This window comes from Vibrio sp. GJ43-1 (genome assembly GCF_055808835.1).
The window spans coordinates 1,658,496-1,681,186 of sequence record NZ_CM147885.1 but is presented as its reverse complement, the minus strand read 5'-3'; the positions used below and the strand labels follow the sequence as shown (position 1 = coordinate 1,681,186).

The 22,691-nt window shown below is 42.5% G+C and carries 15 protein-coding genes and 3 pseudogenes; 13 read left to right on the top strand and 5 right to left on the bottom strand.

Annotation, left to right across the window (positions count from 1 at the left end):
* The first annotated feature begins 139 nt into the window (after positions 1–139).
* The 10 genes and pseudogenes from AC0L66_RS24945 to AC0L66_RS24900 all read left to right on the top strand — a co-directional run bounded on the left by AC0L66_RS24945 (position 140) and on the right by AC0L66_RS24900 (position 13,229).
* Positions 140–2,389, top strand: a complete 2,250-nt coding sequence (locus AC0L66_RS24945) for a multiheme c-type cytochrome (RefSeq protein ID WP_473570888.1) — start codon at positions 140–142, stop codon at positions 2,387–2,389.
* A 162-nt stretch (positions 2,390–2,551) separates the two neighbouring features.
* Positions 2,552–3,822: pseudogene (locus AC0L66_RS24940) on the top strand (mechanosensitive ion channel family protein).
* 584 nt (positions 3,823–4,406) lie between these two features.
* The gene (locus AC0L66_RS24935) at positions 4,407–4,940 is read left to right on the top strand and encodes a TRAP transporter small permease (protein ID WP_473569893.1); all 534 of its coding nucleotides are present in this window, start codon (positions 4,407–4,409) and stop codon (positions 4,938–4,940) included.
* Complete coding sequence (locus AC0L66_RS24930) at positions 4,937–6,211, top strand: TRAP transporter large permease (protein WP_265674914.1); 1,275 nt, start codon at positions 4,937–4,939, stop codon at positions 6,209–6,211. Before AC0L66_RS24935 ends, AC0L66_RS24930 begins: the two co-directional genes overlap by 4 nt.
* A gap of 178 nt (positions 6,212–6,389) precedes the next feature.
* Entirely contained in the window at positions 6,390–7,442 is a 1,053-nt protein-coding gene (locus AC0L66_RS24925) for a TRAP transporter substrate-binding protein (RefSeq protein ID WP_265674913.1), read from the top strand.
* 268 nt (positions 7,443–7,710) lie between these two features.
* Entirely contained in the window at positions 7,711–7,863 is a 153-nt protein-coding gene (locus AC0L66_RS24920) for a hypothetical protein (RefSeq protein ID WP_265674912.1), read from the top strand.
* A 231-nt stretch (positions 7,864–8,094) separates the two neighbouring features.
* The gene (locus tag AC0L66_RS24915) at positions 8,095–8,745 is read left to right on the top strand and encodes an efflux RND transporter periplasmic adaptor subunit (protein WP_473569890.1); all 651 of its coding nucleotides are present in this window, start codon (positions 8,095–8,097) and stop codon (positions 8,743–8,745) included.
* A complete protein-coding gene (locus AC0L66_RS24910; protein WP_473569888.1) occupies positions 8,708–9,061 on the top strand; it encodes a hypothetical protein in 354 nt (117 codons plus the stop codon). Before AC0L66_RS24915 ends, AC0L66_RS24910 begins: the two co-directional genes overlap by 38 nt.
* 3 nt (positions 9,062–9,064) lie before the next feature.
* Positions 9,065–12,115, top strand: a complete 3,051-nt coding sequence (locus AC0L66_RS24905) for an efflux RND transporter permease subunit (protein WP_473569886.1) — start codon at positions 9,065–9,067, stop codon at positions 12,113–12,115.
* Between the two features lie 214 nt (positions 12,116–12,329).
* A complete protein-coding gene (locus tag AC0L66_RS24900) occupies positions 12,330–13,229 on the top strand; it encodes a LysR family transcriptional regulator (protein ID WP_473569884.1) in 900 nt (299 codons plus the stop codon).
* 170 nt (positions 13,230–13,399) lie between these two features.
* Here AC0L66_RS24900 and AC0L66_RS24895 read toward each other — a convergent pair whose 3' ends face one another.
* Entirely contained in the window at positions 13,400–13,780 is a 381-nt protein-coding gene (locus tag AC0L66_RS24895) for a hypothetical protein (RefSeq protein WP_265674908.1), read from the bottom strand.
* A 449-nt stretch (positions 13,781–14,229) separates the two neighbouring features.
* On the opposite strand from AC0L66_RS24895, the gene AC0L66_RS24890 reads away from it, so the two are divergent.
* From AC0L66_RS24890 to AC0L66_RS24880, 3 genes are all read left to right on the top strand, one after another.
* Positions 14,230–14,631: a nuclear transport factor 2 family protein gene (locus AC0L66_RS24890; protein ID WP_473569882.1), complete on the top strand. Its 402-nt coding sequence runs from the start codon at positions 14,230–14,232 to the stop codon at positions 14,629–14,631.
* A 107-nt stretch (positions 14,632–14,738) separates the two neighbouring features.
* Complete coding sequence (locus tag AC0L66_RS24885; RefSeq protein ID WP_473569880.1) at positions 14,739–16,538, top strand: mechanosensitive ion channel family protein; 1,800 nt, start codon at positions 14,739–14,741, stop codon at positions 16,536–16,538.
* Between the two features lie 150 nt (positions 16,539–16,688).
* Positions 16,689–17,072, top strand: coding sequence for a hypothetical protein (locus AC0L66_RS24880; protein WP_473569878.1), 384 nt, complete (start codon positions 16,689–16,691; stop codon positions 17,070–17,072).
* A gap of 82 nt (positions 17,073–17,154) precedes the next feature.
* Here AC0L66_RS24880 and AC0L66_RS24875 read toward each other — a convergent pair.
* From AC0L66_RS24875 to AC0L66_RS24860, 4 genes and pseudogenes are all read right to left on the bottom strand, one after another.
* A pseudogene (locus tag AC0L66_RS24875) lies at positions 17,155–17,744 on the bottom strand (MarC family NAAT transporter).
* Between the two features lie 98 nt (positions 17,745–17,842).
* A complete protein-coding gene (locus AC0L66_RS24870; protein ID WP_473569876.1) occupies positions 17,843–19,225 on the bottom strand; it encodes a magnesium transporter in 1,383 nt (460 codons plus the stop codon).
* A gap of 555 nt (positions 19,226–19,780) precedes the next feature.
* Positions 19,781–21,671: pseudogene (dnaK, locus tag AC0L66_RS24865) on the bottom strand (molecular chaperone DnaK).
* 157 nt (positions 21,672–21,828) lie between these two features.
* Positions 21,829–22,248 (bottom strand): Hsp20 family protein, encoded by a 420-nt coding sequence (locus AC0L66_RS24860; RefSeq protein ID WP_428751369.1) that lies wholly within the window; start codon positions 22,246–22,248, stop codon positions 21,829–21,831.
* Positions 22,249–22,691: the final 443 nt, after the last annotated feature.

The following is a 22,691-nucleotide window of genomic DNA, read 5'->3' as shown; positions in this document are numbered from 1 at the left end:
CGTAGGAGTGAAAGAAATTTACGTTTGTTCCTTCTGTGATGCGTCGCGATAGATAACAAGGAAGGTTATGAAGAAGTGTGGTGGTAAAGTGTTGGATAGCCGTTTTATGGTCAGTACGTTTGGGCTTATATTGTTATTGATGTCGACCAATATTTTGGCGCAGCAGCCTGCTCCTTCAGGGCTTCAAGCAACGTTTGTAGGAAGTGAGTCGTGTGCCGAGTGCCACCAACAAGCGACGCAGGCATGGCAGGGCTCTCATCATGATAGGGCAATGAAGCATGCCGATAACGAGAGTGTACTTGGAGACTTTAACGACCAGACAGTCGAGCATCAAGGAAAGCGCAACCGCTTTTTTCGTAAGGGCGATGAGTTTTGGGTTAACATTGAAGGTCCCGACGGCCAGTTCCATGACTATCAAATTCACTATACGTTTGCCTTTGAGCCGTTACAGCAATATATGGTGCAATTTGCTGATGGACGTGTACAGCTTATCCCCTTTGCTTGGGATTCAAGAGCGAAAGCGCAAGGGGGGCAACGCTGGTTCCACTTATACCCAGATATGACACCAACAGACGAATTCTATTGGATGAACGCCGGACAGAATTGGAACTTTATGTGTGCCGATTGTCATTCCACCAATCTACAAAAGAACTATGAACCTGCGACGAATACCTACAACACGAGTTGGTCGGAGGTTAATGTAGGATGCGAAGCCTGCCATGGCGCGGCGAGTGAACATATAACGTTGGTGAACCTCGTAGGAAAGACACCAGAAACGTTAATTCCGAAGCATTTTGGGTTTGATCGTGATCTGTCCAAACCGGTAAAAGAATGGGTCTACCAGCAAGGCAGTAAAACGTTACAGCCGAAAGAGATAGTGGCGACAAATCAGCTTCAAACGTGCGCGCAGTGCCACAGTCGTCGGACACAATTGAATGAAAGTGGCGATCATGTAAATGGCTCGTTTTTTGACCGGTACCGTCTTAGTTTAATTTCTGCTGAACTTTATTATTCAGACGGACAGATTTATGACGAAGACTATGTTTATGGGTCTTTCTTACAATCTGCAATGGCAGAAAAAGGCGTTACATGTACCAACTGCCATGACCCCCATAGCGCCAAACTCTCCATCCCAGAAGAAGCCGTATGTGGCCAGTGTCACAGTGCCGCAGAGTACACGCCAGAAAAACACACCTTCCACTTAGTAAACAGTGAAGCATCACAATGTACGACTTGTCATATGCCGGAAACCACTTACATGCAGGTTGACCCGCGTCGAGATCATAGTTGGCATGTTCCAAGAGCCGATTTAAGTCAGCATACTAAGACGCCCAATGTATGCACGCAATGCCATGATGATAAAACGGACCAATGGGCTGATGAGCAGATAGGGGAGTGGTTCCCAGCCTCACGTTACCGGAATCAACAGCATTTTTCTGTTGCTTTTTATGCCGATACGATAGGGCATCAAGCCGCACCGGATGCATTGGCATACGTTGCTCAAGATGCGACGTTAAGTAACATTATTCGGGCCTCTTCTTTGGAACGAATGAGCGGTAATAGCGGTAAGAACACACTTATCGCACTAGGTCGCGCCGTCAAACATGAAAATGAAATGATCCGACTTGGCGCGATTGCGGGCTCATCTGGGTATAACGGTGTAGACCGATGGCAAATTCTTAATCCTTTGTTAGCGGATCCTGTGCTATCGGTACGCGCTGAAGCCGCAGGAGCACTTGTGCGTTACTGGCGTGAATTCAACCCTGCGCAAAAACAGACGCTAAATAAACCATTGAATGACTATATTGCTATTCAAGAATTCAATTCTGATAGAGGGTTTGGTCGAACCAATCTCGGCAATGTATATCGTGATATTGGTGAGACAGAAAAGGCGATCAACTACTATTTGGGGGCGATAGACATAGAGCCTTACTTTGAAAATAGTTATGTCAACTTGGCAGATTTGTATCGAGGACAAGGTGATGAACGCCTAGCGGTAGCCACTCTAAAACGGGGGATAGTCGCGCAACCTAAATCGAGTGTTTTGCCGTACAGCATGGGTTTGACTTTGTTGAGACAAAAAGAGTATGTCGAAGCAAGAAAATACCTACGACGGGCTGCCGAGCAAGCCAGTAATGATTCGCAGTATTGGTATGTCTACGGATTATCTCTTGAATCAGTGGATGTACTGGCTGCAGGAGAGGCTCTCAATAAAGCGTATCGATTAAGTGGTAATCCCCAGCACTTGTATGCGCAGTGCGACGTCTTAGCGAGAAATGACCAGAAAGGCGCTATAGCAGCGGCTACTGAGCAATGTTTTAATACACTAAGTACTGTTGTTCCTTCTAGTATTGTTGAGCAGTTGAAGGCAAAGTCACAGCGTAAGTAATGGATGTTGTCTGTGTTGGGATTGGCCTACGAAAGATGAACGAAGCATAAAGGCTTACATTCTAGGGTCTAATGGTATCGGGTAAATTATTGGTATCTGTTATGATTGGCTGGTTTTTAGAATTAAATGTTGAACGTTGTGCGCATTACTAAGGGTGGGTTCGTGTTAGATAATCATATTCGGAATTATATTTCACAAAAGTTATCGGCGGTGGGTATTCATAGCGATCCATATGGTATCGAGTTGACCTCAGTGTTTATATTGGCGAGCCTTGCCGTATCGGCCATCTTTTATTTGGTAATACATCATTTAATAGTACGGTCGGTAAAAAACGTATTGCAAAAAACCAACCCCTCATTGAATGACAGTTTAACCAAATACGACTTACTGGGAAAAATAACGTTGCTGATACCCATTATGGTATTGGACGTGTTGATTCCCATCGCTGTGGGTCACTACGATATGCTGGCGAGTGTGTTTGACCGCATTTTGGGTATCTTGGTTTTATTTATGATTGTCTGGATTGTTTTTTCTATTCTAGATGTCCTCAATGACATTGCGACGTTTAGAGGTATTACTCGTCGAATGCCAATAAAGAGTTTTGTTCAGCTGACTAAATTGTTTACGTTCTTTGTCGGCATTGTGGTTTCAATGTCGATGCTAGCGAACGAATCCCCAGTGATATTCTTGTCTGGATTGGGGGTAGCAACAGGTTTCGTCATGCTGGTTTTCAAAGATACGATCTTAGGGTTTGTTGCTTGGTATTCAGCTATCGGCAAATCGCATGATCAGCTTGAATGACTGGATTCAAATGAACGCCTATGGTGCCAATGGCACGGTGGAAGAAATTTCGTTGACTACCGTTAAGGTTCGCAACTTTGATAATACAGTGACGATGCTTCCTGCGTACGCGTTAGTGCAAAATGCGTTTATTAACTGGCAAGGAATGTCAGATACTCGGTGGGCGACGTATAGAACGCTCGCTGAATGTTGATGTCACTTCGATTCGTTTTATGTCGGATAATGAGATCGAAGAAATGAAAAATATTCGTATTTTGCGCCAGTATATTTATGAAAAGTCACGTGATATTAACGATTACAATGATGGGTTGGATGGCGCCGATGGAATAGGAAATATACGTAGGATGACGAACCTGGGTCTATTTCGTGCTTACATTAATGCCTATTTACGAGTAAACAAAGATATTCATCAATATATGTTGATTATGGTTCGCCAGTTGCAGCCTACGCCACAAGGTATTCCGCTTCAAGTTTACGCGTTTTGTAATAATACTGATTGGGCTATTTATGAAGGCGTTCAGGCTGATTTATTTGACCATATTTATTCAATGATGCCTCACTTTGGACTACGCCCATATCAAGCTTTTACTAGTCATGACGCTGCTCAAATAGGGCCTGGTCAATTCAAGTAAATGCAGGCGATGGACGATTGCTGAATAACAGTCTTTATTGATTCACGACCTCTATTGAATCACTATCTCTACTGAATGAACGTATGAGGCATGGTTTCTAACGCCATGCCTCTACCATTGAACATTAATATTAGTTCTCACGTCTGATTAATGTCGGTAATAGACATGGTATGGGTATTTCATCAGTACTTCTCTGACCCCCTCCTGTTATTGAAGCGTTAAAACATGCTTCACATCAAATTTTTGTTATTGAATTTTACAAATAAAAACATGTTACTTTTTATCATTGGTGTTGTTGTGGTTTTGTAACTCTTTGATTTTTATTTTGATTGTGACTTGTTACTTTCTAACTCTCTGGTGACTGCATGAATTTGGCTTGTTGCGATTAAATACTTCAAATTCAAGCGCTTACCTTAATAGCTCTTGATTTATGTTTGAAAGTATCATGCTTTTATTCTTTTGTGACCGCTGTCATTTTTACTGACAAATTTAATAGGTAGAGTGCAATGACCTGATGAGGAAACGCATTATTTCGATGATTTATCTTTCTATAGGTTTGTATTCAACGGAAAGGAATAGGGCTTATGACATTACCCAATAATATAATTACCACAACAAAGCTTCGGTTGAATAAAGCCAATCAACTGTGCGTCGGGATATTGACGACATTACTTATTCTTGATGTTTGGTTGGGCGTTCTTGATCGTTATATTTTAAAGCTTCAGCTTGTCTGGGTGGAAGAAATGGCTCGTTACATCATGATATGGGCAATTTTGATGGCCGTTCCATGCTGTACCGCAGGTCGAGAGCATATGGGATTGGAGTTTGTGACAAAACGCTTTCCTGATTTAGTGCAACGTATTATCAAAATAATTGTCGGTGCGATTACGTGTGCTTTCTTTTGCTATGTCGCCTATTTGGGTTACGCATTTGCAGAAAAAGGGGCCAGTCAGTTATCCACTGTATTTTCAATGCCAATGTCCTATGCCTACGCTGCGGTCCCGGTGACATTTGCACTATCAGGGTTCCAAGCTTTTCTTGTTTGGTTAGAGGATTTGTACGCATTCAAATTGAGTTTATCTCAAAACATCGTTGCCATTGAAGGAGAGCAGTCATGATTGGATTCATATTTGCAGGTCTTATGTTAATTGGTGCTCCAATAGCAATCGCGCTCGGTATTGCTGGGTTAGCCGGAATGTATGATGTTGGTGGTGCACACTTTACTTCTTTGGCACCAAGTAAAATATTTAATGGTTTGAATATATTCCCATTTCTAGCGATGCCATTTTTCATCCTCGCGGGTGAAATAATGAATCATACAGGCATCACAAATCGTTTAGTGTATTTAGCTGAGGCTTTAGTCGGGCACTTTCGGGGCGGGTTAGCACATTCAAATATGGTTGCATCGGTTTTCTTTTCAGGTATTACGGGCTCCGCCACAGCAGATGCTGCAGCCTTTGGGCGCACATTGGTGCCCGCGATGGTCAAGCAAGGCTATACCAAAGACTACGCCTGTGCTGTTACCGCAGCAGGTTCCATTATTGGGCCTACCATTCCACCATCTGGCTTAATGGTGGTCTACGGTTCACTCATGGGAGTGTCGATAGGTGGCCTATTTGCTACAGGGATCCTACCGGGAATATTAGTCTGCTTGGTGTGTATGGCAATCATTGCATCCATGGGTAAGCGAAAAAATTTACCAAAAATGAGCGAGCGAGCCACGCTTAAAGAAGTACTCGACCACTTTAAAAATTCTGCTTTAGCCTTGTTGATGCCACTTATCATTCTGGGTGGCATTGTGTTTGGCATTGTTACCCCAACGGAAGCGGCGTCTATCGCGGTGGCATATGCACTCGTTATTGGTACGTTTATTTATAGAAACCTGACCATTAATGCCTTATTTCAAATGATTGTACGTACGTCGCAAATATCAGCGGTTATCTACCTGATAATTGGCTCGGCGTCGATTCTTGGCTGGTGGTTGAGCTTTAACCAAATCCCTCAAATGATCGCAGATATGTTCATCGCGCTATCAGATAACCCAAATGTCATCTTGGCGCTGATCATTGCATTGCTTTTGACGGTTGGCATGATTATGGATATCAATGTCATGCTGGTGATTTTAGCCCCTATTTTGGTGCCGCTAACGGCAGAAATCGGCATGGACCCTTTACATGCTGGTATCGTATTCATCTTGGCTTTGAATATCTCGCTGATGACACCGCCAATAGGCGCTTGTTTATTCGTACTCTCATCCGTGACAGGCGCAAAAATTGAAGGTATCTCTAAGGAACTAATGCCGTTCTTAATTGGTCAATTGGTCCTGTTATTTGCCATAGCGTTCTTCCCTGACATTGTCTTATTTATTCCAAGATTACTTGGTTACTAACGCCTTGGATTATTTATCTAGCGGGGGAGTTGCGAGCTTGTTACCCCTCCGCTATATGAACAACAAACATAGACGCTGACGCCCAAACAGCAATGGTAGGCAAACGTCGATAAAAAAGAAATTAGAGTTAATACAACACACCCCCTACACAAAACCAGTTCATAGAAATGGAGTCATTATGAAAACACTAACCAAAACGCTCGTCGCTGCTGCTCTTGCTGCAAGTTTTGTTACTGCCCCTTTTGCCATGGCAGAGAAAGTATTGCGTATCGGCCATGACAACAAAGCTGACATTATGGAAAACCCAGCTCACGCGTTTACTGGCGTATTTAAAAATATCGTCGAAACGGCAACAAACGGGGAGATTAAGGTTCAAGTTTTCCCGAGCAACCAATTGGGTAATGCTAAAGAACATATTCAAATGGTTCGTGATGGACAGTTACAAGGTACGTTATCACCAGTAGGACCGTTAGCGGGCTACTACCCAAGGATCGGTGTGCTGGATGTGCCTTTTGCGTTCGATAATAACGCGTCTACCTATCAAGTGCTCGACGGTCCGTTTGGGCAAACCCTAGCTCGTGATATTGAAGCTGAAATGAAAGATGTGAAAATACTAGGCTTCCCTGATACAGGCGGTTTCTTCTCTGTGACTAACTCAAAGCGCCCAATTGAAACGCTGGAAGATTTTAAAGGTTTGCGCATTCGTACAATGACTTTACCGACGCACCAAAAAATCATTCAGTCACTGGGGGCGGAAGCGTACCCATTATCATGGGGAGAAGTATATTCATCTTTGCAGACAGGTGTTATCGACGGTCAGATGAACCCAGTACCAACAGTCTCATTCGCTAAGTTTAACGAAGTACAACAATACTTAACGTTAACGAATCACCTTTTTGCCCCATATACCTTTATGGTGAATAAAGACTTCTATGATGGTCTAACGGCGGATGAACAAAAAATTGTTGCAGACGCTGTAGAGATTGCATTAAGTGCAAACCGTGGTCTATCGCGTTTGATCGAAGCATCTGATGATCGCGGCTTAGCTGGCCTTAAGAAAAAAATGAAGATTAATTCATTAACGAATGAGCAGCGTGAGGCGATGCGTCAAGCCACTCAACCAGGTGTGAAGAAGTACGTCCGTGAAACTCACGGTGAAAAAGGCGCTGAGTTGCTCGATCTATTCCTGAGTGAAGTCGATAAAGCAAACAACTCAACGTACCTACAATAAATAATTAGCATTAGCCCGACATGATATTGAACAAGCCTTAATTTATGTTAAGGCTTGTTTTTATGTTATTAAAATGTCGGTACTATAGAACGGCTGTGGTTGATTCATTCGTGATGGCGCGCCAACCCTCCCACCTCAAAAATAATCCTTGCATTCATTTATTTTCCATTAGTACCTAGTAAGACTTAGTACTATTAAGTCCTTAATATGATGCCTTTATTCCTCGCTTAAATATGAATCTCTGTTTTCAGCGCAAATGGAGAAGGCAGTGAAAGGCAGTGGTCAAAAACCAACTCGATTGGTGCGCACGGAGTTGGAGTCGCCAGTGTATTGGCACCATGCCTTCAGTACCCGTTCAAAGGTTAACGACCACTTGGCGTCGACAAAACTGAGCGACCTTTTTGGCGGTGGCGAAGGTTAGCACCGTCTAATTAATACTGTGATGGAATTGAATTTCTCTAATTCATCGTCTAATAACGCGTATTACTCCAAAATTGTCACCATTTATAATTTTGGAGATTTCCATGTCTGTTACAACGCTATGTCGCTCATTCATTTTATTGAGTCTTTCGGTAATCCTTGCCGGATGTTCGAGTGAAGAGAGCTCGTCGACAGTGAAGACGCCTCGACCTAAGTACGTTTAACGGAAGTCGTGTTACTTGATTCACAAGAGATCCGTCGTTTCCCTGCACAAGTACTGGCTTCCAAGGAGGTTGAATTGTCCTTTAGAGTGGCTGGCGAGGTGGTGGAATTTAATATCAAGCCTTCGCAGATAGTTAGCAAGGGGCAGGTAATCGCTCGCGTAGATGACCGAGATTTTAAAACAGACGTTGAATTAAAGGTGGCAGATTTTGATTTGGCAAATCGAGAATTTGAACGAGCTAAATCAATGCGAGAGAAACAACTGCTCGCACAATCCGACTTTGATAGTGCTCAAGCACGTCTTAATGTCGCAAGTGGTGCGCTTACCCTTGCTAAAGATCGTCTAAAGGACACCATTATTCGCGCGCCTTTTTCTGGAAGAGTAGCGTCGACACAAATCGAAAACCACCAGGTGGTTCAAGCGCAGCAACCGATAGCTCTACTTCAAGATGACCGCAATATCGATATTACTATTCAACTACCTGAGCATATTTTAAGCCGAATTAATCGTATTGGGATGGACAAAACGTATTCGCCAGTTGTGACATTTAACAGCTCTGAGCATGCTTATTCTGCGTCATACAAGCAGCACAAGACATTGGCCACACAAGGTACTCAAAGCTATGAAGTCACATTCACTATGCTTAGCGCCCAATGCTGAGTATACGGTCTACCCTGGGATGGGAGCGACCCTTCATCTTAACTTAGGTAAAATCGTTGCCCAACCAAACTCCACGGTACGCTACGTCGTGCCCGCGACCGCTATATTAAATAATGACATGACTGGACAAACACAAGTTTGGGTATACGACTCTGGTCAGGTTTCTGCAGTGGACGTGACCACCGAAAAAATCACCTCGCGTGGCGTGGTCATCTCTGCGAAATTGAAACCAGATTCACGTATTGTGAGCGCTGGTTTAAACAAGCTCTATGACGGCATGTCTGTTGTGTCGATCACTCGCGAAAGGGGCCTGTAATTTATGAATTTAACCAATTACGCGCTCAAAAATAGAGTCATAAGCTGGCTTGTCGTGTTGATTTTGTTGGTGGGAGGCGTATTTTCATTTCGCAGCTTAGGCCAGTTAGAATTTCCCGCGTTTCCAATTCCGCAAGCGCTAGTGAATACCAGCTACCCCGGTGCATCTGCTTTGCAAGTTGAAGAAGAGGTGACACTTCCTATAGAGCGCGCCATATCGGAATTAGAATATGTAAAAGACGTTGAGTCTTTTACCAGTGCGGGGTTGTCACAAATTACGGTAGTGTTAAAGGAAACGGTGCAAGCACAACAGCAGCCTCAGGTATGGGATGAATTGCGCCGTAAGGTTGGTGACGTACAACAACGTTTACCTCCGGGCGTAGTCCCGTCAAGAGTCGTGGACGATTTTAGCGATGTCTTTGGTATTTTGTATAACGTCACAAGTGATGAATACGACTACCGTGAGTTGCAAAGTTACGCTGAATACCTTCAACGTGAATTACTAGTGATTAAAGGTGTGAAGAAAGTCAGTCTGGCTGGGCTGGTTTCAGAGCAGGTTGTCATCGAGATTTCTCAGCAAGATTTGAACACCTTAGGGCTAGAGCCTGCATGGCTCTCACGCCTAGTTCACAATCAAAATATGGTATCAAATGGTGGTGAGCTGCTTGTTGATGGGCAGTCAATTCGGATTCATACAACGGGTGAATTCGACGAAATTGAATCGCTAAGAGCGTTTAAGTTCAGTCCTCCGGGAAGCAGTGAACTGATACAACTTGGCGATATCGCGACCGTAAGCCGTCAGTTCCAAGATACACCCACCACACTGTATCGAAGTAACGGAGAACGTGCGGTTTCTTTAGGCGTTTCGTTTTCAGATGGTGTAAACGTTGTAGAGGTGAGTAATCGCGTCGAAGAAAAATTACAAGAAATTGATTTTAAACGGCCTATTGGTATCGAGCTTGTCAATGTTTATGACCAAGGTGCGGTGGTTGCCGAATCGGTGTCTGACTTTGTGGTGAGCTTGGTTGAGGCGGTCTTGATTGTGATCGTGGTGTTGTTATTTGCAATGGGACTTCGTTCTGGCTTGCTGATGGGCATGATTTTGCTGCTTACTATTCTCGGTACGTTCATTGGGATGAAGCTGTTGGCAATAGAAATTCAAATCATCTCACTGGGTGCATTGATTATTGCGCTCGGTATGCTGGTTGATAACGCGATTGTCATTACCGAAGGCGTGTTAATTGGCCTCAAGCGAGGGCAAAACAAAAGTCAGGCGATTCAAACCATTGTTAAGCAGACGCAGTGGCCACTATTAGGGGCAACATTAATAGGCATTATTGCCTTTGCTCCTATCGGATTGTCAGCGGATGCGACAGGAGACTTTCTGGGATCGCTTTTCCAAGTATTGGCGATTTCGCTGATTCTAAGTTGGCTCCTTGCCATCACCCTGACGCCATTATTTTGTGAAATAATGTTTAAAGAAGAGATAGCTAAAGGAGAGAGCGCGTCTTCTGACCCATATAAGGGCATTATCTTCACGTTGTATCGTTCGATCCTTATGAAAGCACTAACTTATCGCTGGGTATCGGTCGCGATGACGATGGGATTGCTGTGTCTTGCCGTCGTGGGGTTTGGTTCGGTTAAGCAAGCCTTTTTCCCACCTTCAAATACACCGATATTTTATATCGATGTTTGGATGCAACAAGGGACCGATATTCGTGAAACGGAAGAGCAAATTCGCGGCGTGGAGCAACTCGTTGAATCCTTTGATGATGTCGTGAATATTACCACCGTCATGGGGAGCGGCGCGCAGCGATTTATTCTCACTTACGCCCCAGAAAAAGCATACAGCAGTTATGGGCAGCTTATGGTTGAAGCAAAGGACTTACCCGCTATTCGAGCGATCTTGCCAACAATGCAATCAAAATTAGACGCGCTTTATCCAGCGATTGATTTTAAATTTAAATTGATGGACTTAGGGCCATCTCCTGCTGCAAAAGTAGAAGCTCGCTTTTATGGGGCCGACCCTGTGGTACTTAGACAATTGGCCTCGCAGGCAAAGGACATCATGAATGCCGAGCCGAAGGCAACCGCCATTAGGCATTCGTGGAGAGAGCAAACCACCGTCATTGAACCTCAATTGGATAACGTTTCAGCGAGACGCGTAGGGATCACCAAGTCTGACTTGGATGCCACGTTACTGCGTAATTTTAATGGTGAACAAATTGGTTTGTATCGAGATGGTAGCCACATTATGCCTATCACTTTGAGAGCGCCCGACCATGAACGCTATGACGTTGACCGACTACCAGAAATTCAGGTTTGGAGCACCGAGCAAGGACGTTATATCCCGATCACCCAGGTCGTATCTAGTTTTGAATTAACGACCGAAGATTCGTTGATTGTGCGTCGAAATTTCAAGCGTGTTATTTCTGTGATGGCGGATGTTGCACCATTTAGTGATGACACGGCGGAGTCGTTACGACGTGCTGTTGCCTCCGATATCGAAGCGATTCAACTTCCTCCTGGTTACCATTTTGAGTGGGGAGGTGAATATGAAAGCCAAGCAAAAGCAACGTCAAATCTCATGGGTTCGTTACCTACGGGTTACTTTATGATGTTCTTGATTACCGTTTTGTTATTTAACACAATACGGGCCCCAATCGCGATTTGGTTGACCGTGCCTTTAGCTTTGATTGGCGTAACTGCGGGCTTGTTGTTACTGAATATTCCATTTTCATTCACGGCGCTACTGGGCTTACTCAGCCTATCTGGCATGATCGTGAAAAATGGCATTGTTTTGGTTGAGCAAATTAACATTGAAACGCAAGAAGGAAGTGAACTTTCCAGCGCTATCATTGACGCCAGCGTAAGCCGTGTTCGCCCCGTATGTATGGCAGCAATCACGACAATGTTAGGAATGATTCCACTCGTCTTTGATGCCTTTTTTCAATCGATGGCGGTCACCATTATATTTGGACTTGGCTTTGCTACGCTCTTAACGTTACTTGTTCTACCCGTGTTCTATTCATTAATGTATCGAGTTTCCCACTGATAGGTCCTTCCGGGTTGATGCTCATTTCATTGCTCTGAATTGAGTATCAACCGAAATAGACAACAATGGTCACCTGCTTATCAAGGTGATATATCATAAAGTACCGTTTAAACAATTACATATGCAGTTATGTGCTCTACAACGTTAAGTGTGAATACCTAGCCTATCGTTGAAAATAATCCTATATTAAGAGGAGTGAAATTGAGGGTTGAGAATGAAAAATAAGTTGCGAGATTTAGACTTAAATCTGATGAAACTTTTAAAAGCGGTCGTTGAAACGAAAAATACTCACCTAGCGGCAGAACAGTTAAAAATATCACAGACGAGCGTGAGCCGTGGTTTAGCCAAACTGAGAGAAACATTTGGGGACCAACTTTTTTTACGTAAAGCGCATGGCGTTGAACCTTCAGAATTGGCAGAGAAGTTGGCTGAAGCTGCAGATGAAATGTTAAACCCTATCGCGAAGGTGATGGAATCGTATTACCAGTTCGATCCTAAAACGTTTGATGGGAAAGTTTCTATTGTTGCGTACGCCTATTTATTAGATATTGCGGGTGCTGAACTGCTCAAAACATTGCAGTTGGCTTTACCCAACGCTAAGTTTGAACTCGATCATTGGCAGTCACATTCGTTGGTCGATATACTTGACGGCAAAATTGACTATGCTATCCAATTGGGTCAATTTCCATTCCCGCAAGGTGTCTATACACACTTACTTGATGAGCATTGTTTGGGTATTGTTGCTAGAAAGGATCACCCGGTGTTATGTCAATCTAACGATTGGGAAGAAATCTACCAGCTCCCTGTTGTTCAATTGTATCTGGCGGGTATTAACTATAATAAGAGTGCCTTAGAAGAGTTTTATTCTGCTAGAGGTAAACAAGCTAATGTTATATTAAAAACACACAGCCTGAAAGCTGCTGTGTATCAACTCATTAGTTCTGACTCAATCTGTTTTTCTGGTCACTACATGAGTGATTTGGATGATCGCTTACAGTTGTTCACACTCCCTGCTAGCGCACAACAAAACACGCAGATTGTGGGGGTATTTACAAACCAGAAGAGGGTACCCACTTCAACAATACTTACATCAGGTACTTCAGACGTTTTTTGATGATTTATCTGAAGGGAAAGCTATTGCTGTTGGGTAAAGTAACCGTTTAATGCGTCACTCTAATCAGTGCGGGTGCGTAAGCCTCCTAATCTAGGAGGCGCCTAATTTATTTATTAATATAGAGAAGTAGGTTAGGTATCCTATTGCGACGATTAATATAGGTATATACTTCATGATTGTTTTTCGCTGATGATATCATTTTTTTGAGGTGCGTAGCGTGGGCCTAAAGCAATCACTATTTCTCTTTGAATTGGTTTGTTAATGTAGTTACTTTCTAGTGAGATGTCATCTAACCAATAGACATCGGCAAGTAAATGGATGTCATCAATTAACTCTTTACAGCGTTGCGAGCTAAGGGAGGAGACATCCGTTGGAAAGTCCTCTGTCAAATCTATCACAATGATACGCTGATGTTTTTTTAGAATATTCGATACTATATCTTCTAATTTAAGTATCCCTTCTCCACGATGAAAAATAAACACGACATTCTCACCTTCTCCGATGTCATGAATGTGATACTTCCTATCATTTAAATAAATATCTTTTGACATTACCGAAGTGGATCTTATTGATTTCATGTTGTTATTTATAGTCATGTTATGGGTGGGACTAGTGTGACTTATTATGCTAGTGAGAGCTAAGAATTACAGAAATTCAATTGTGCATGTTTTAGTGCAAATTTGAATTTCTGTAATCCATACTCCAATGTTGCGACTGTCGTTATTATATAGATATGTCGTTGTTCGTAAAACTCATGATGTCAAAAAGCTGGTTGGGATGCTGGGAATCGATATAACATTAAGTGTTTAGTATGATGATAAATAAAGTAATTTATTTTAATGTCGGATTTTTAATTGGGGTGCTCATTTGAAGTTAATCAATTTCATTTTTAAACCGTTTGTTTTACATAAAAGAAGCGATAGTAAACTCTATATTGGAGTGCTTTTAGCCTATGCTTTAGGAATTTATGTAATCGTGAAGTGATAATTATGGTAAGACAATGAGTGATAATTTAAAGAAAGTAAATAAGTTTTTAACCGCCATCGGTTGTAGAGATTTAAAAGCAATATCTTCTGTTTGCCGTGATGACTTCGTCTATGAGGTAGCATCAAAATCGATCGAGTTTAACACCCTTAAGGGAGATGAGGCTTTTCTGTTTTTATCAGTGATGTCAGGTGAGTTTTATCAAGATATGACATTTGATTATCAGATTATACGGAGTGTCGAAACGCTAGAACTGATGGTTGTTGAGTTAGAGGTAAGCGCAAAAACGACCAGTGATCATCAGTTTAACAATAGTTATGTCATGTGGTTTGACTTTGATGAAGGGAAAATATCAAAGTTAACTGAGCATACGGATACTTTATATTCATCAGAGGTGTTATCGCATACTTTTACATAATAATGAATGAAATGAAGTATTCATCATGATGATTAGCGTGACTTCCTTCTAATGTTTTGGGATCGCCACTTCAAGCTTCTTACACAATTAAAAGGCGATAAAATACAATGATACATCGGGATTTACCACATCTGTTGTTATGTGTATTTATATTTTTAAGTCCGTTGTCGTGGTCGAATGATGATTTTTCTTTATCAAACACGTCTACAGCAAAGTCAACATTAGAAAGCTTCTTACTGTCTTCAGAAACGCTCATTAAATATTGGCAAGAGGAAAAACTAGAAACACAGCATGCGCAGCACGTGTTAGCGCAAACAAAGCGAACGATGGATTTGACCTTGGTACCGAATAGAAACCGCACTGTTGTCGTAATGGAGAGAATTCTTTTGTTAAGAGAGATCCTCGATCGGATTGATGAAGAAGCTTTTTTTCAAGCGCCGGAGTTTATCGACAGTCATGGCAATGAAGTGACTCAATGGCGGTTTGCGAACACGGATATTGCGATTATTCGACAACTGGAGGGAGAGAAGGCAGGGCAATACCTATTCTCCGCGACTTCGATTCAGCAGCTACCGTATTGGTATCGAGCAATGGAGGTTTTACCGTATCAAAACTTGGTTCGTAGTGATTATTACCAAGACTTTCTAGTCAATCCCGGCCCGCTTTTTTCTAAGCAATTTATTCATCAGTTACCCACGGCTTTTAATACGCTTTATGGCCCGCTTCCTTTGTGGCAATGGGTGGCGCTACTTGTCGTGTTCTCCTTTAGTAAACTGCTAATCAAAATTAGCTTTTATCTTGGTGATAAGTTCAATCACCGAAGGGAGCACAAGGACGTAACTTGGCGAGTTGGCCGTTTGATGGCTCTTTTGGGAGCGGTGTTAATACTCTTTGTAACACGTAAGATCATCGACGATGGTATCTGGATTACCGGGGCTATATATCAGTTTTTATCGACAGGTTTTTTGGTTGCGCAGTTTTTCTATATTTCATGGATGATCATGGCAACATTTAATTACTTATCAGTGATATATGCATTTAAGAAACATGATGGTAAACATATCGATTCATCGCTTCTTACGGTATTAGCTCGAATTGTTGGTGGGTTAACGATCGCGATGCTCGCTATCTATGCCGTTGAGTATATGGGTTTTTCCATCTCACCTATACTCGCGGGTATTGGTGTGAGTGGTTTAGCCGTTGCGCTTGCCATACGCCCGGTTTTAGAAAATGTGATTAATGGTTTAACGCTATACGCAGATGGTGGTATTAAGATTGGAGAGTTGTGCCGTTACGGCGAAAAACTGGGCACCATAGAAAGTATTGGTTTACGGTCTACTCGGATTCGTACGCTAGAGCGCTCACTCATTACTATTCCAAACTCCGAATTTGCTAATATGGAAATTGATAACTTGGAACGTCGTGATAAGCGAAGAATGGAACATAACTTAAGGGTGCGTACTGAGCTTACTCAGGACCAGCTTAAGCTATTGATAGTCAACATGCGTAGAGTACTGCTTCAGCACCCAGAATTAGAAGTTGAAGCTGTGAGAGTGCGACTTAAAGGCATCGGTGAATTTTCCATCATTTTAAATGTTCTGGCCTATATTAGATGCCGAGATAACGAAGAATTTCTGGCTGTCCAGGAAGATGTCTTATTTCAATTGATGCATCAAATGAAAGTGGTTGGAGCGCAGTTTGCTTTATCAAATCAGTATCAATTGGTGGATAAATTATCAACGGTCGATAGTGAATTAAAGGATAAAGCGACACAAACGATCCAAAAGTGGCATGAGACAAATAACTATCCGTTCCCTGATTTCAGTTATGAATATAAATCAGACATTCAAAATACTGTCATGTATCCAACTAAAACCTCTGCCGTCAGGAAAAACACATCGACCTGAATTTATTTTGGGTAGTCACTAACTGTTATGGCATTTTTTGTATGTAAATGTGGAATTATTTTAATGGAGGGTTTGTTGTTGAGTGTTTCAAATTAATACTAGGGTGGCATATTTCGTCACCCTGACAGTTACTATTTAATAAGGTGTACTATGAGTCAATATGAAATACAGGTGAATCAAAAGTGTTATGGAATTATTGATGTGGGTAATGGTGATGATGCGATTATCTATATCGGCCATTATAGTCATGTGCCCACTATAAACAGTACTTATTACGACCAAAAGATTAAGACTAATAGAAAAATTGTTATTGATACATCGATAGGATGGTCAAACAATCTTAGAGAATTAAATGCACTACAGGTGTACAACTTAATTCGAGATGTTAACGATATTCTTGATTTATTTACTATCGAAAATGCAGTGATTGTCACGAGTATGTTACCGTCAACAATCACGACGAGTTTAGTGAAAGCAACGAAAACCAGATTGGGTGAGTATACCTTTGTCAATCCAGCAGCTAAATGGTTATAGCTGTCTCACCCAATTCCTAAAAAACCCGCTTAATAGCGGGTTTTTTAGGATGAGTACCTAATTGAACAGTGGGTTTACGTCGTTACATCGCAAGGCTAATATCTTGAACGATCTCAGTAATACCAATGGTAAAAAACTGCATGCCCATACAGATCAGTAAGAATCCCATGATACGGGTAAATGCGTTTATGCCGTTTTGACCAAGTGTTTTTAACAATGGATAGGCCATGCTGAGTATAAACGCGGCTACAAGGCTGACCACACCAAACCCCCCTATAACACCTGTGTAAACAGTGATGCGGTTCAGTTCCTCTTCGCTTGAGGCTATTTCTACGGCCAAGCTAATGATCAAAGCCATCGTTCCTGGTCCACATAATGAAGGGATGGTCAATGGAACAAGTGCTATGGAGTCTTGACCGACACTTGTGGAATTGTGCTCGGGCTTAGGAAAGAGCATATTAAAGCCGATTGCAACGATGATAATCCCCCTCCTAATCGTAAGCTCGGAATGGAAATACTAAAAAGTTCTAGAACGGACGCACCAATGAAGAAGGTAATACACATAGCGACAAAGAGGTAGATTCCTACTGTTTTTGCTTGTGAAACAATATAGCTTTTATCTCTTCCTTTGCTGAGTCCAAGTAGTACTGTGGCTGCTGCCGGAGGGTTCATAATAGGGAGGAGGCCCAATACGGTGAGGGTTAAATAAGTGAAAAATGTTTCAAAATACATACTGAGTAGCCTATAGATAAATTATACGGTGGAGTGAACTAAAGAAGAAAGGTTTGAGTAAAATACAAGACACTAAAAAATGAAATAGCATCCGTTAAAGTGGTCAATATTGGGCTCGATAACATGGCAGGGTCTAGGTTTATTCTTTTTAGAATCAGAGGTAGCGTCCCGCCTAAAATAACAGCAAATGTTGAAGATATTGTGTATGAAAACCCGACGATAACAGGAAGTAGGCTGTTTTGAGTGCCGTGTGTGACCAACATTAATAGAGCGATGATCATGCCAAGGCAGAACCCGTTGATTAAACCTATAGGGAGTTCTTTTACTACCACGAATAGCCAGTCTTGTGCCGAAATATGGCCAACAGACAGTTCGCGTATTGAGATTGCAACCGATTGGTTACCAGCGGCGCCAGATAAATTTGCAACCAGCGGTAAGATTGCGGCAAGCACAGCGATTTGTTCAATTATAGGTTCATAGGCGGCAATAATAGAAACCGCCGCATAGCTCAAAACAACAGAAGGAAGAAGAAATGTCATTCGTCTAACGTTACGTTTGATAATGGGCATTGTTCTAAATTCATCACCACCGAAAATGCCACTTTTTTCTAGTAGGTGTTGTTCAGATTGCTCATAAAGCGCATGGTTAAGTTGATTAAATCCTACAATACCGATTTGAAAGCCTTTGTCATTCACCACTGGAATCGTGGTGTGAGAAGTGGTGTCCAAGATGCTTTTTAACGACATAAGATCCAGGTCAGGGGAGACGGTTGGAACACTCGTATCAATATGGTTGCTCAAGCTACTCCATGATTGTTGTAGGAACAATTCTCGCGTTTTTATTGCTCCGAGGTAGTTGCCGTTATTATCGTGAAGATAGATATATCGCCATTCAATATGCTCAGAGCGACTTTCAGCTTCTCTCAATAGATGTTCTAAATCAGCGACGGTAGCGGATTCTTCAAGCTTCAAAATTTCGTTTTTACATATTCTTCCTACCGAATCACCTTGGTATATCATCGCGGCTTTTTCTTCCGTTTCCCATGTTCTTGGAAGAGATGTTTCTAGCGAGTGTCTGCTGGTATTTGGAAGTAAGTTGAGTAAGGTACGTCGATCGGAAGAGCGCATGTACTGTAAGAGCTCTTTTGCGCTCTCAGTCGGTAACTGTACGAATAAAGCGGTTTGTTCAGCGTCAGTAAGATGATCAAGTAAACCCGCTCCAAGTTGGGCATCTTGGGCGCTTAATGCTATCCAAAATATTGTACGTTGGGACTCACTGAACCTTCTAAAGATAGCGGGTAAGTCCGTTGAATTTGCCTCGGCGATGCATTTTTGGATCATCATTGGATTATTGTGGTCGAAACCGATGAGTAGTCGATTAAATACGGTCTCGGCGTTAGGGGAGGCGAGGGACGTTGTCATGAATATTATGCCTATGGTTGATTATTAACATGAATCGGCAAGCGATGCGTATCGATTGCTTAAAATGTGAAATCTCTATGTTGGTGCCCATTCGAAATAATCATGATTCGATAAATGGCTATTTAGTCGAACATTAAGATTAGGTAAGCGAAAAATAGAACGAGATGGCTGGCTCTAAACCCAACTTGATAGGTTCAGCCATCAGCTCTGAAATGAGCAGTACAGCGTAGAGTCTTACTTCATAACTTCGTACATATTGGGCCTTTATCGAATGATTTCCCTCAGTTATTCGTATGTTTCGATGGACTAACTAAGGAAAAATAGAGGGTTCTACTGTAACGAGACAGGTTCGATGCTTATGGTAATTTGAGGTGGTGTTTCAGGACATGAATTAGAGAAATTCATAATCGAAGTAGGCAAAGTACTAGGCACCCAATTAAGGAGCGCGGTTTACTTACACATAAAAAAAGCTAGTGGGCAATGCCACTAGCTTCCAGAGCGTACCCTTTGTGTTTAACGTAGAGTACATTAATGATTGTTTTGTCTAAGGTGTTGCTATTTCACCTCTTCAAACTCAGCTTCGACGACATCGTCATCTGCTTTGGTCTTAGATTCAGAACCCGTGTCATTTGATTTGGGTTGAGTCATTTCCATCAGCTTTTGAGCCGCCGTAATTAACGCTTGAGTTTTTGTATCAATCTCGTCTTTATTGTCACCTTTACGAGCGGTTTCTAGCTCGGTGATGACAACTTCAATGTGGCCTTTTTCGTCAGCAGGAAGGGAGTCACCTAGCTTCTTCTAGCTGTTTACGAGTACTGTGGATCAATTGGTCTGCTTGGTTACGAGCCGCAACCAATTCTTCGAACTTTTTGTCTGCTTCCTTGTTTGCTTCCGCTTCTTGTACCATTTTTTCTATGTCTTCGTTACTTAGACCACCTGATGCTTGGATGGTGATTTTCTGTTCTTTGCCAGTCGATTTGTCTTTCGCAGATACATTCAATATACCGTTCGCATCGATATCAAAAGTCACTTCGATTTGTGGCATTCCACGTGGAGCCGCTTGAATACCTTCTAGGTTAAACTGTCCTAGTGACTTGTTGTACATCGCTTGTTTACGTTCACCTTGAACCACATGGATGGTAACTGCATTTTGATTGTCTTCTGCGGTAGAAAACACTTGGTTTGCCTTGGTTGGGATCGTCGTGTTTTTCTCAACAAGCTTGGTCATTACGCCACCCATGGTTTCGATACCAAGAGAAAGTGGTGTCACATCCAATAGCAGAACATCTTTTACATCACCAGCAAGAACGCCGCCTTGAACCGCTGCGCCCATTGCCACCGCTTCATCGGGATTGACGTCTTTGCGTGGTGCTTTACCAAAGAACTCTGTTACTTTAGCTTGCACCATCGGCATACGTGTTTGACCCCCGACTAAGATAATATCGTTGACGTCACTGACCGTTAGCTCGGCGTCTGATAGCGCGGTTTTAAGTGGTTCTATAGAGCGCACTATTAAATCTTCTACAAGCGATTCTAGTTTCGCACGCGTCACTTTCACATTCATGTGTTTAGGGCCTGTCGCATCTGCCGTAACGTAAGGCAGGTTAACGTCGGTTTGAGAAGTGGAAGACAGTTCAATCTTCGCCTTTTCTGCGGCCTCTTTGACACGTTGCATCGCGAGTGGATCGTTCTTTAGATTAATACCTTGGTCTTTTTTGAATTCGTCAACGAGGTAATTGATCAGACGATTGTCGAAGTCCTCGCCACCAAGGTGGGTATCCCCGTTGGTCGCTAATACTTCAAATGTTTTTTCTCCGTCTACTTCGTCAATTTCAATAATCGAAATATCAAAAGTACCACCACCAAGGTCGTAAACTGCGATTGTGCGGTTACCGCCTTTCTGGTCTAGCCCGTAAGCGAGTGCAGCTGCAGTTGGCTCGTTAATAATTCGCTTAACGTCTAAGCCTGCTATACGACCTGCGTCTTTTGTTGCTTGACGTTGTGCATCATTAAAGTAGGCAGGAACGGTAATCACTGCGCCAGTTACGGCTTCGCCTAGATAGTCTTCCGCTGTTTTCTTCATTTTCTTTAGGATTTCAGCCGACACTTGAGGCGCAGCCATTGGCTGTCCTTTCGCTTCTACCCATGCATCGCCATTGTCTGCCTTAACAATTTTATAAGGCATGATTTCAATGTCACGCTGAACCTCTTCGTCTTCGAAGCGGCGGCCTATCAGGCGCTTAATCGCGAATAGCGTATTTTCTGGGTTAGTGACGGCTTGGCGTTTTGCTGGTTGACCGACAAGTGTTTCACCATCGGTATAAGCAATGACGGATGCTGTCGTGCGTTCGCCTTCGGCGTTTTCAATGATACGTGGTTTGTTGCCGTCTAATACAGCAACGCATGAATTGGTTGTACCTAAGTCGATACCAATAATTTTACCCATAATGATGTTCCTCTTAACGATAAGGATTAATTAATCTAATGCTTATCGTTGAATTTTTGATGTAATAACCCCTGTGCAGTCACTGTTATAATGATGACTGCACATAGCTAAACGAAATCTATAATTGATGGTGCCTGCTCTTTGAGCTGAGGCGTTGTTACTTGCTGATTGAAATTTGGCGTGGCTGCATGGCCTCAGGGACTTCTCGTACCAAATCAATATGCAGTAGACCATTCTTTAGGTTCGCGGTTTCAACCGTGACATAGTCGGCAAGTTGGAACTTTCGCTCGAAGTTTCTTTCGGCGATACCTTGATAGATATAGGTCGGCTTCGTGTCATTTGATTTGACTTCACCAGTCACAAGTAACATGTTTTCGTTTTGTGTGAGGGTAAGTTCATCTTCAGAAAAGCCCGCAACCGCCATCGTGATGCGATAGTGGTTCTCGTCTTTCTGTTCGATGTTATAAGGAGGATAACCATTTTGAGATGGTTTTTTTGCACTGTTCTCTACAAGATCAAACAAGCGATCAAAACCAATGGCATGGCGGTATAGGGGAGAAAAATCTATGTTACGCATAATACTATCCTTTATTAAAGCAATAGTTCTCTTAGCACCGAGCTAAGAGAAAGAACTCATACTCCGAAGCGTTAACTCGCTAATGTGGACGTAGGGTTCTGCTGTTAAAAATGCGCAAGAAACAGTCTGATTGAAAGAGCGCTTCTTACGATTACAACGACCAATTGTTCCCTATATGAGGCGAACTTGGTCATTAATGAACTCCATATGGCAGTTCGTGTAATCAATATATGCTTCCGAATTGCCACTGTCAATACTTACATTAGTAAAAATAATGATTTATTTGTATAGCAGGTGAGGTGTTCCTTTGATTGTGTAGTCAGTGCAGGTATGTGGTCTATTGAGGTCTGACCAAGGCCACAATGCCTGATGCAGGATTGAAGTGATTGAGATAGTTAAGGTACAGTGCCGCATAGCCTTATGTTGGTGACTTTCATGGTTTA

What these genes read in the sequence shown, in the direction of transcription:
- AC0L66_RS24945 (WP_473570888.1), top strand. Translation starts at nt 140, where the DNA reads ATGTCGACCAATATTTTGGCGCAGCAGCCTGCTCCTTCAGGGCTTCAA.
- AC0L66_RS24935 (WP_473569893.1), top strand. Translation starts at nt 4,407, where the DNA reads ATGACATTACCCAATAATATAATTACCACAACAAAGCTTCGGTTGAAT.
- AC0L66_RS24930 (WP_265674914.1), top strand. Translation starts at nt 4,937, where the DNA reads ATGATTGGATTCATATTTGCAGGTCTTATGTTAATTGGTGCTCCAATA.
- AC0L66_RS24925 (WP_265674913.1), top strand. Translation starts at nt 6,390, where the DNA reads ATGAAAACACTAACCAAAACGCTCGTCGCTGCTGCTCTTGCTGCAAGT.
- AC0L66_RS24910 (WP_473569888.1), top strand. Translation starts at nt 8,708, where the DNA reads ATGAAGTCACATTCACTATGCTTAGCGCCCAATGCTGAGTATACGGTC.
- AC0L66_RS24905 (WP_473569886.1), top strand. Translation starts at nt 9,065, where the DNA reads ATGAATTTAACCAATTACGCGCTCAAAAATAGAGTCATAAGCTGGCTT.
- AC0L66_RS24900 (WP_473569884.1), top strand. Translation starts at nt 12,330, where the DNA reads ATGAAAAATAAGTTGCGAGATTTAGACTTAAATCTGATGAAACTTTTA.
- AC0L66_RS24895 (WP_265674908.1), bottom strand. Translation starts at nt 13,780, where the DNA reads ATGTCAAAAGATATTTATTTAAATGATAGGAAGTATCACATTCATGAC.
- AC0L66_RS24890 (WP_473569882.1), top strand. Translation starts at nt 14,230, where the DNA reads ATGAGTGATAATTTAAAGAAAGTAAATAAGTTTTTAACCGCCATCGGT.
- AC0L66_RS24885 (WP_473569880.1), top strand. Translation starts at nt 14,739, where the DNA reads ATGATACATCGGGATTTACCACATCTGTTGTTATGTGTATTTATATTT.
- AC0L66_RS24880 (WP_473569878.1), top strand. Translation starts at nt 16,689, where the DNA reads ATGAGTCAATATGAAATACAGGTGAATCAAAAGTGTTATGGAATTATT.
- AC0L66_RS24870 (WP_473569876.1), bottom strand. Translation starts at nt 19,225, where the DNA reads ATGACAACGTCCCTCGCCTCCCCTAACGCCGAGACCGTATTTAATCGA.
- AC0L66_RS24860 (WP_428751369.1), bottom strand. Translation starts at nt 22,248, where the DNA reads ATGCGTAACATAGATTTTTCTCCCCTATACCGCCATGCCATTGGTTTT.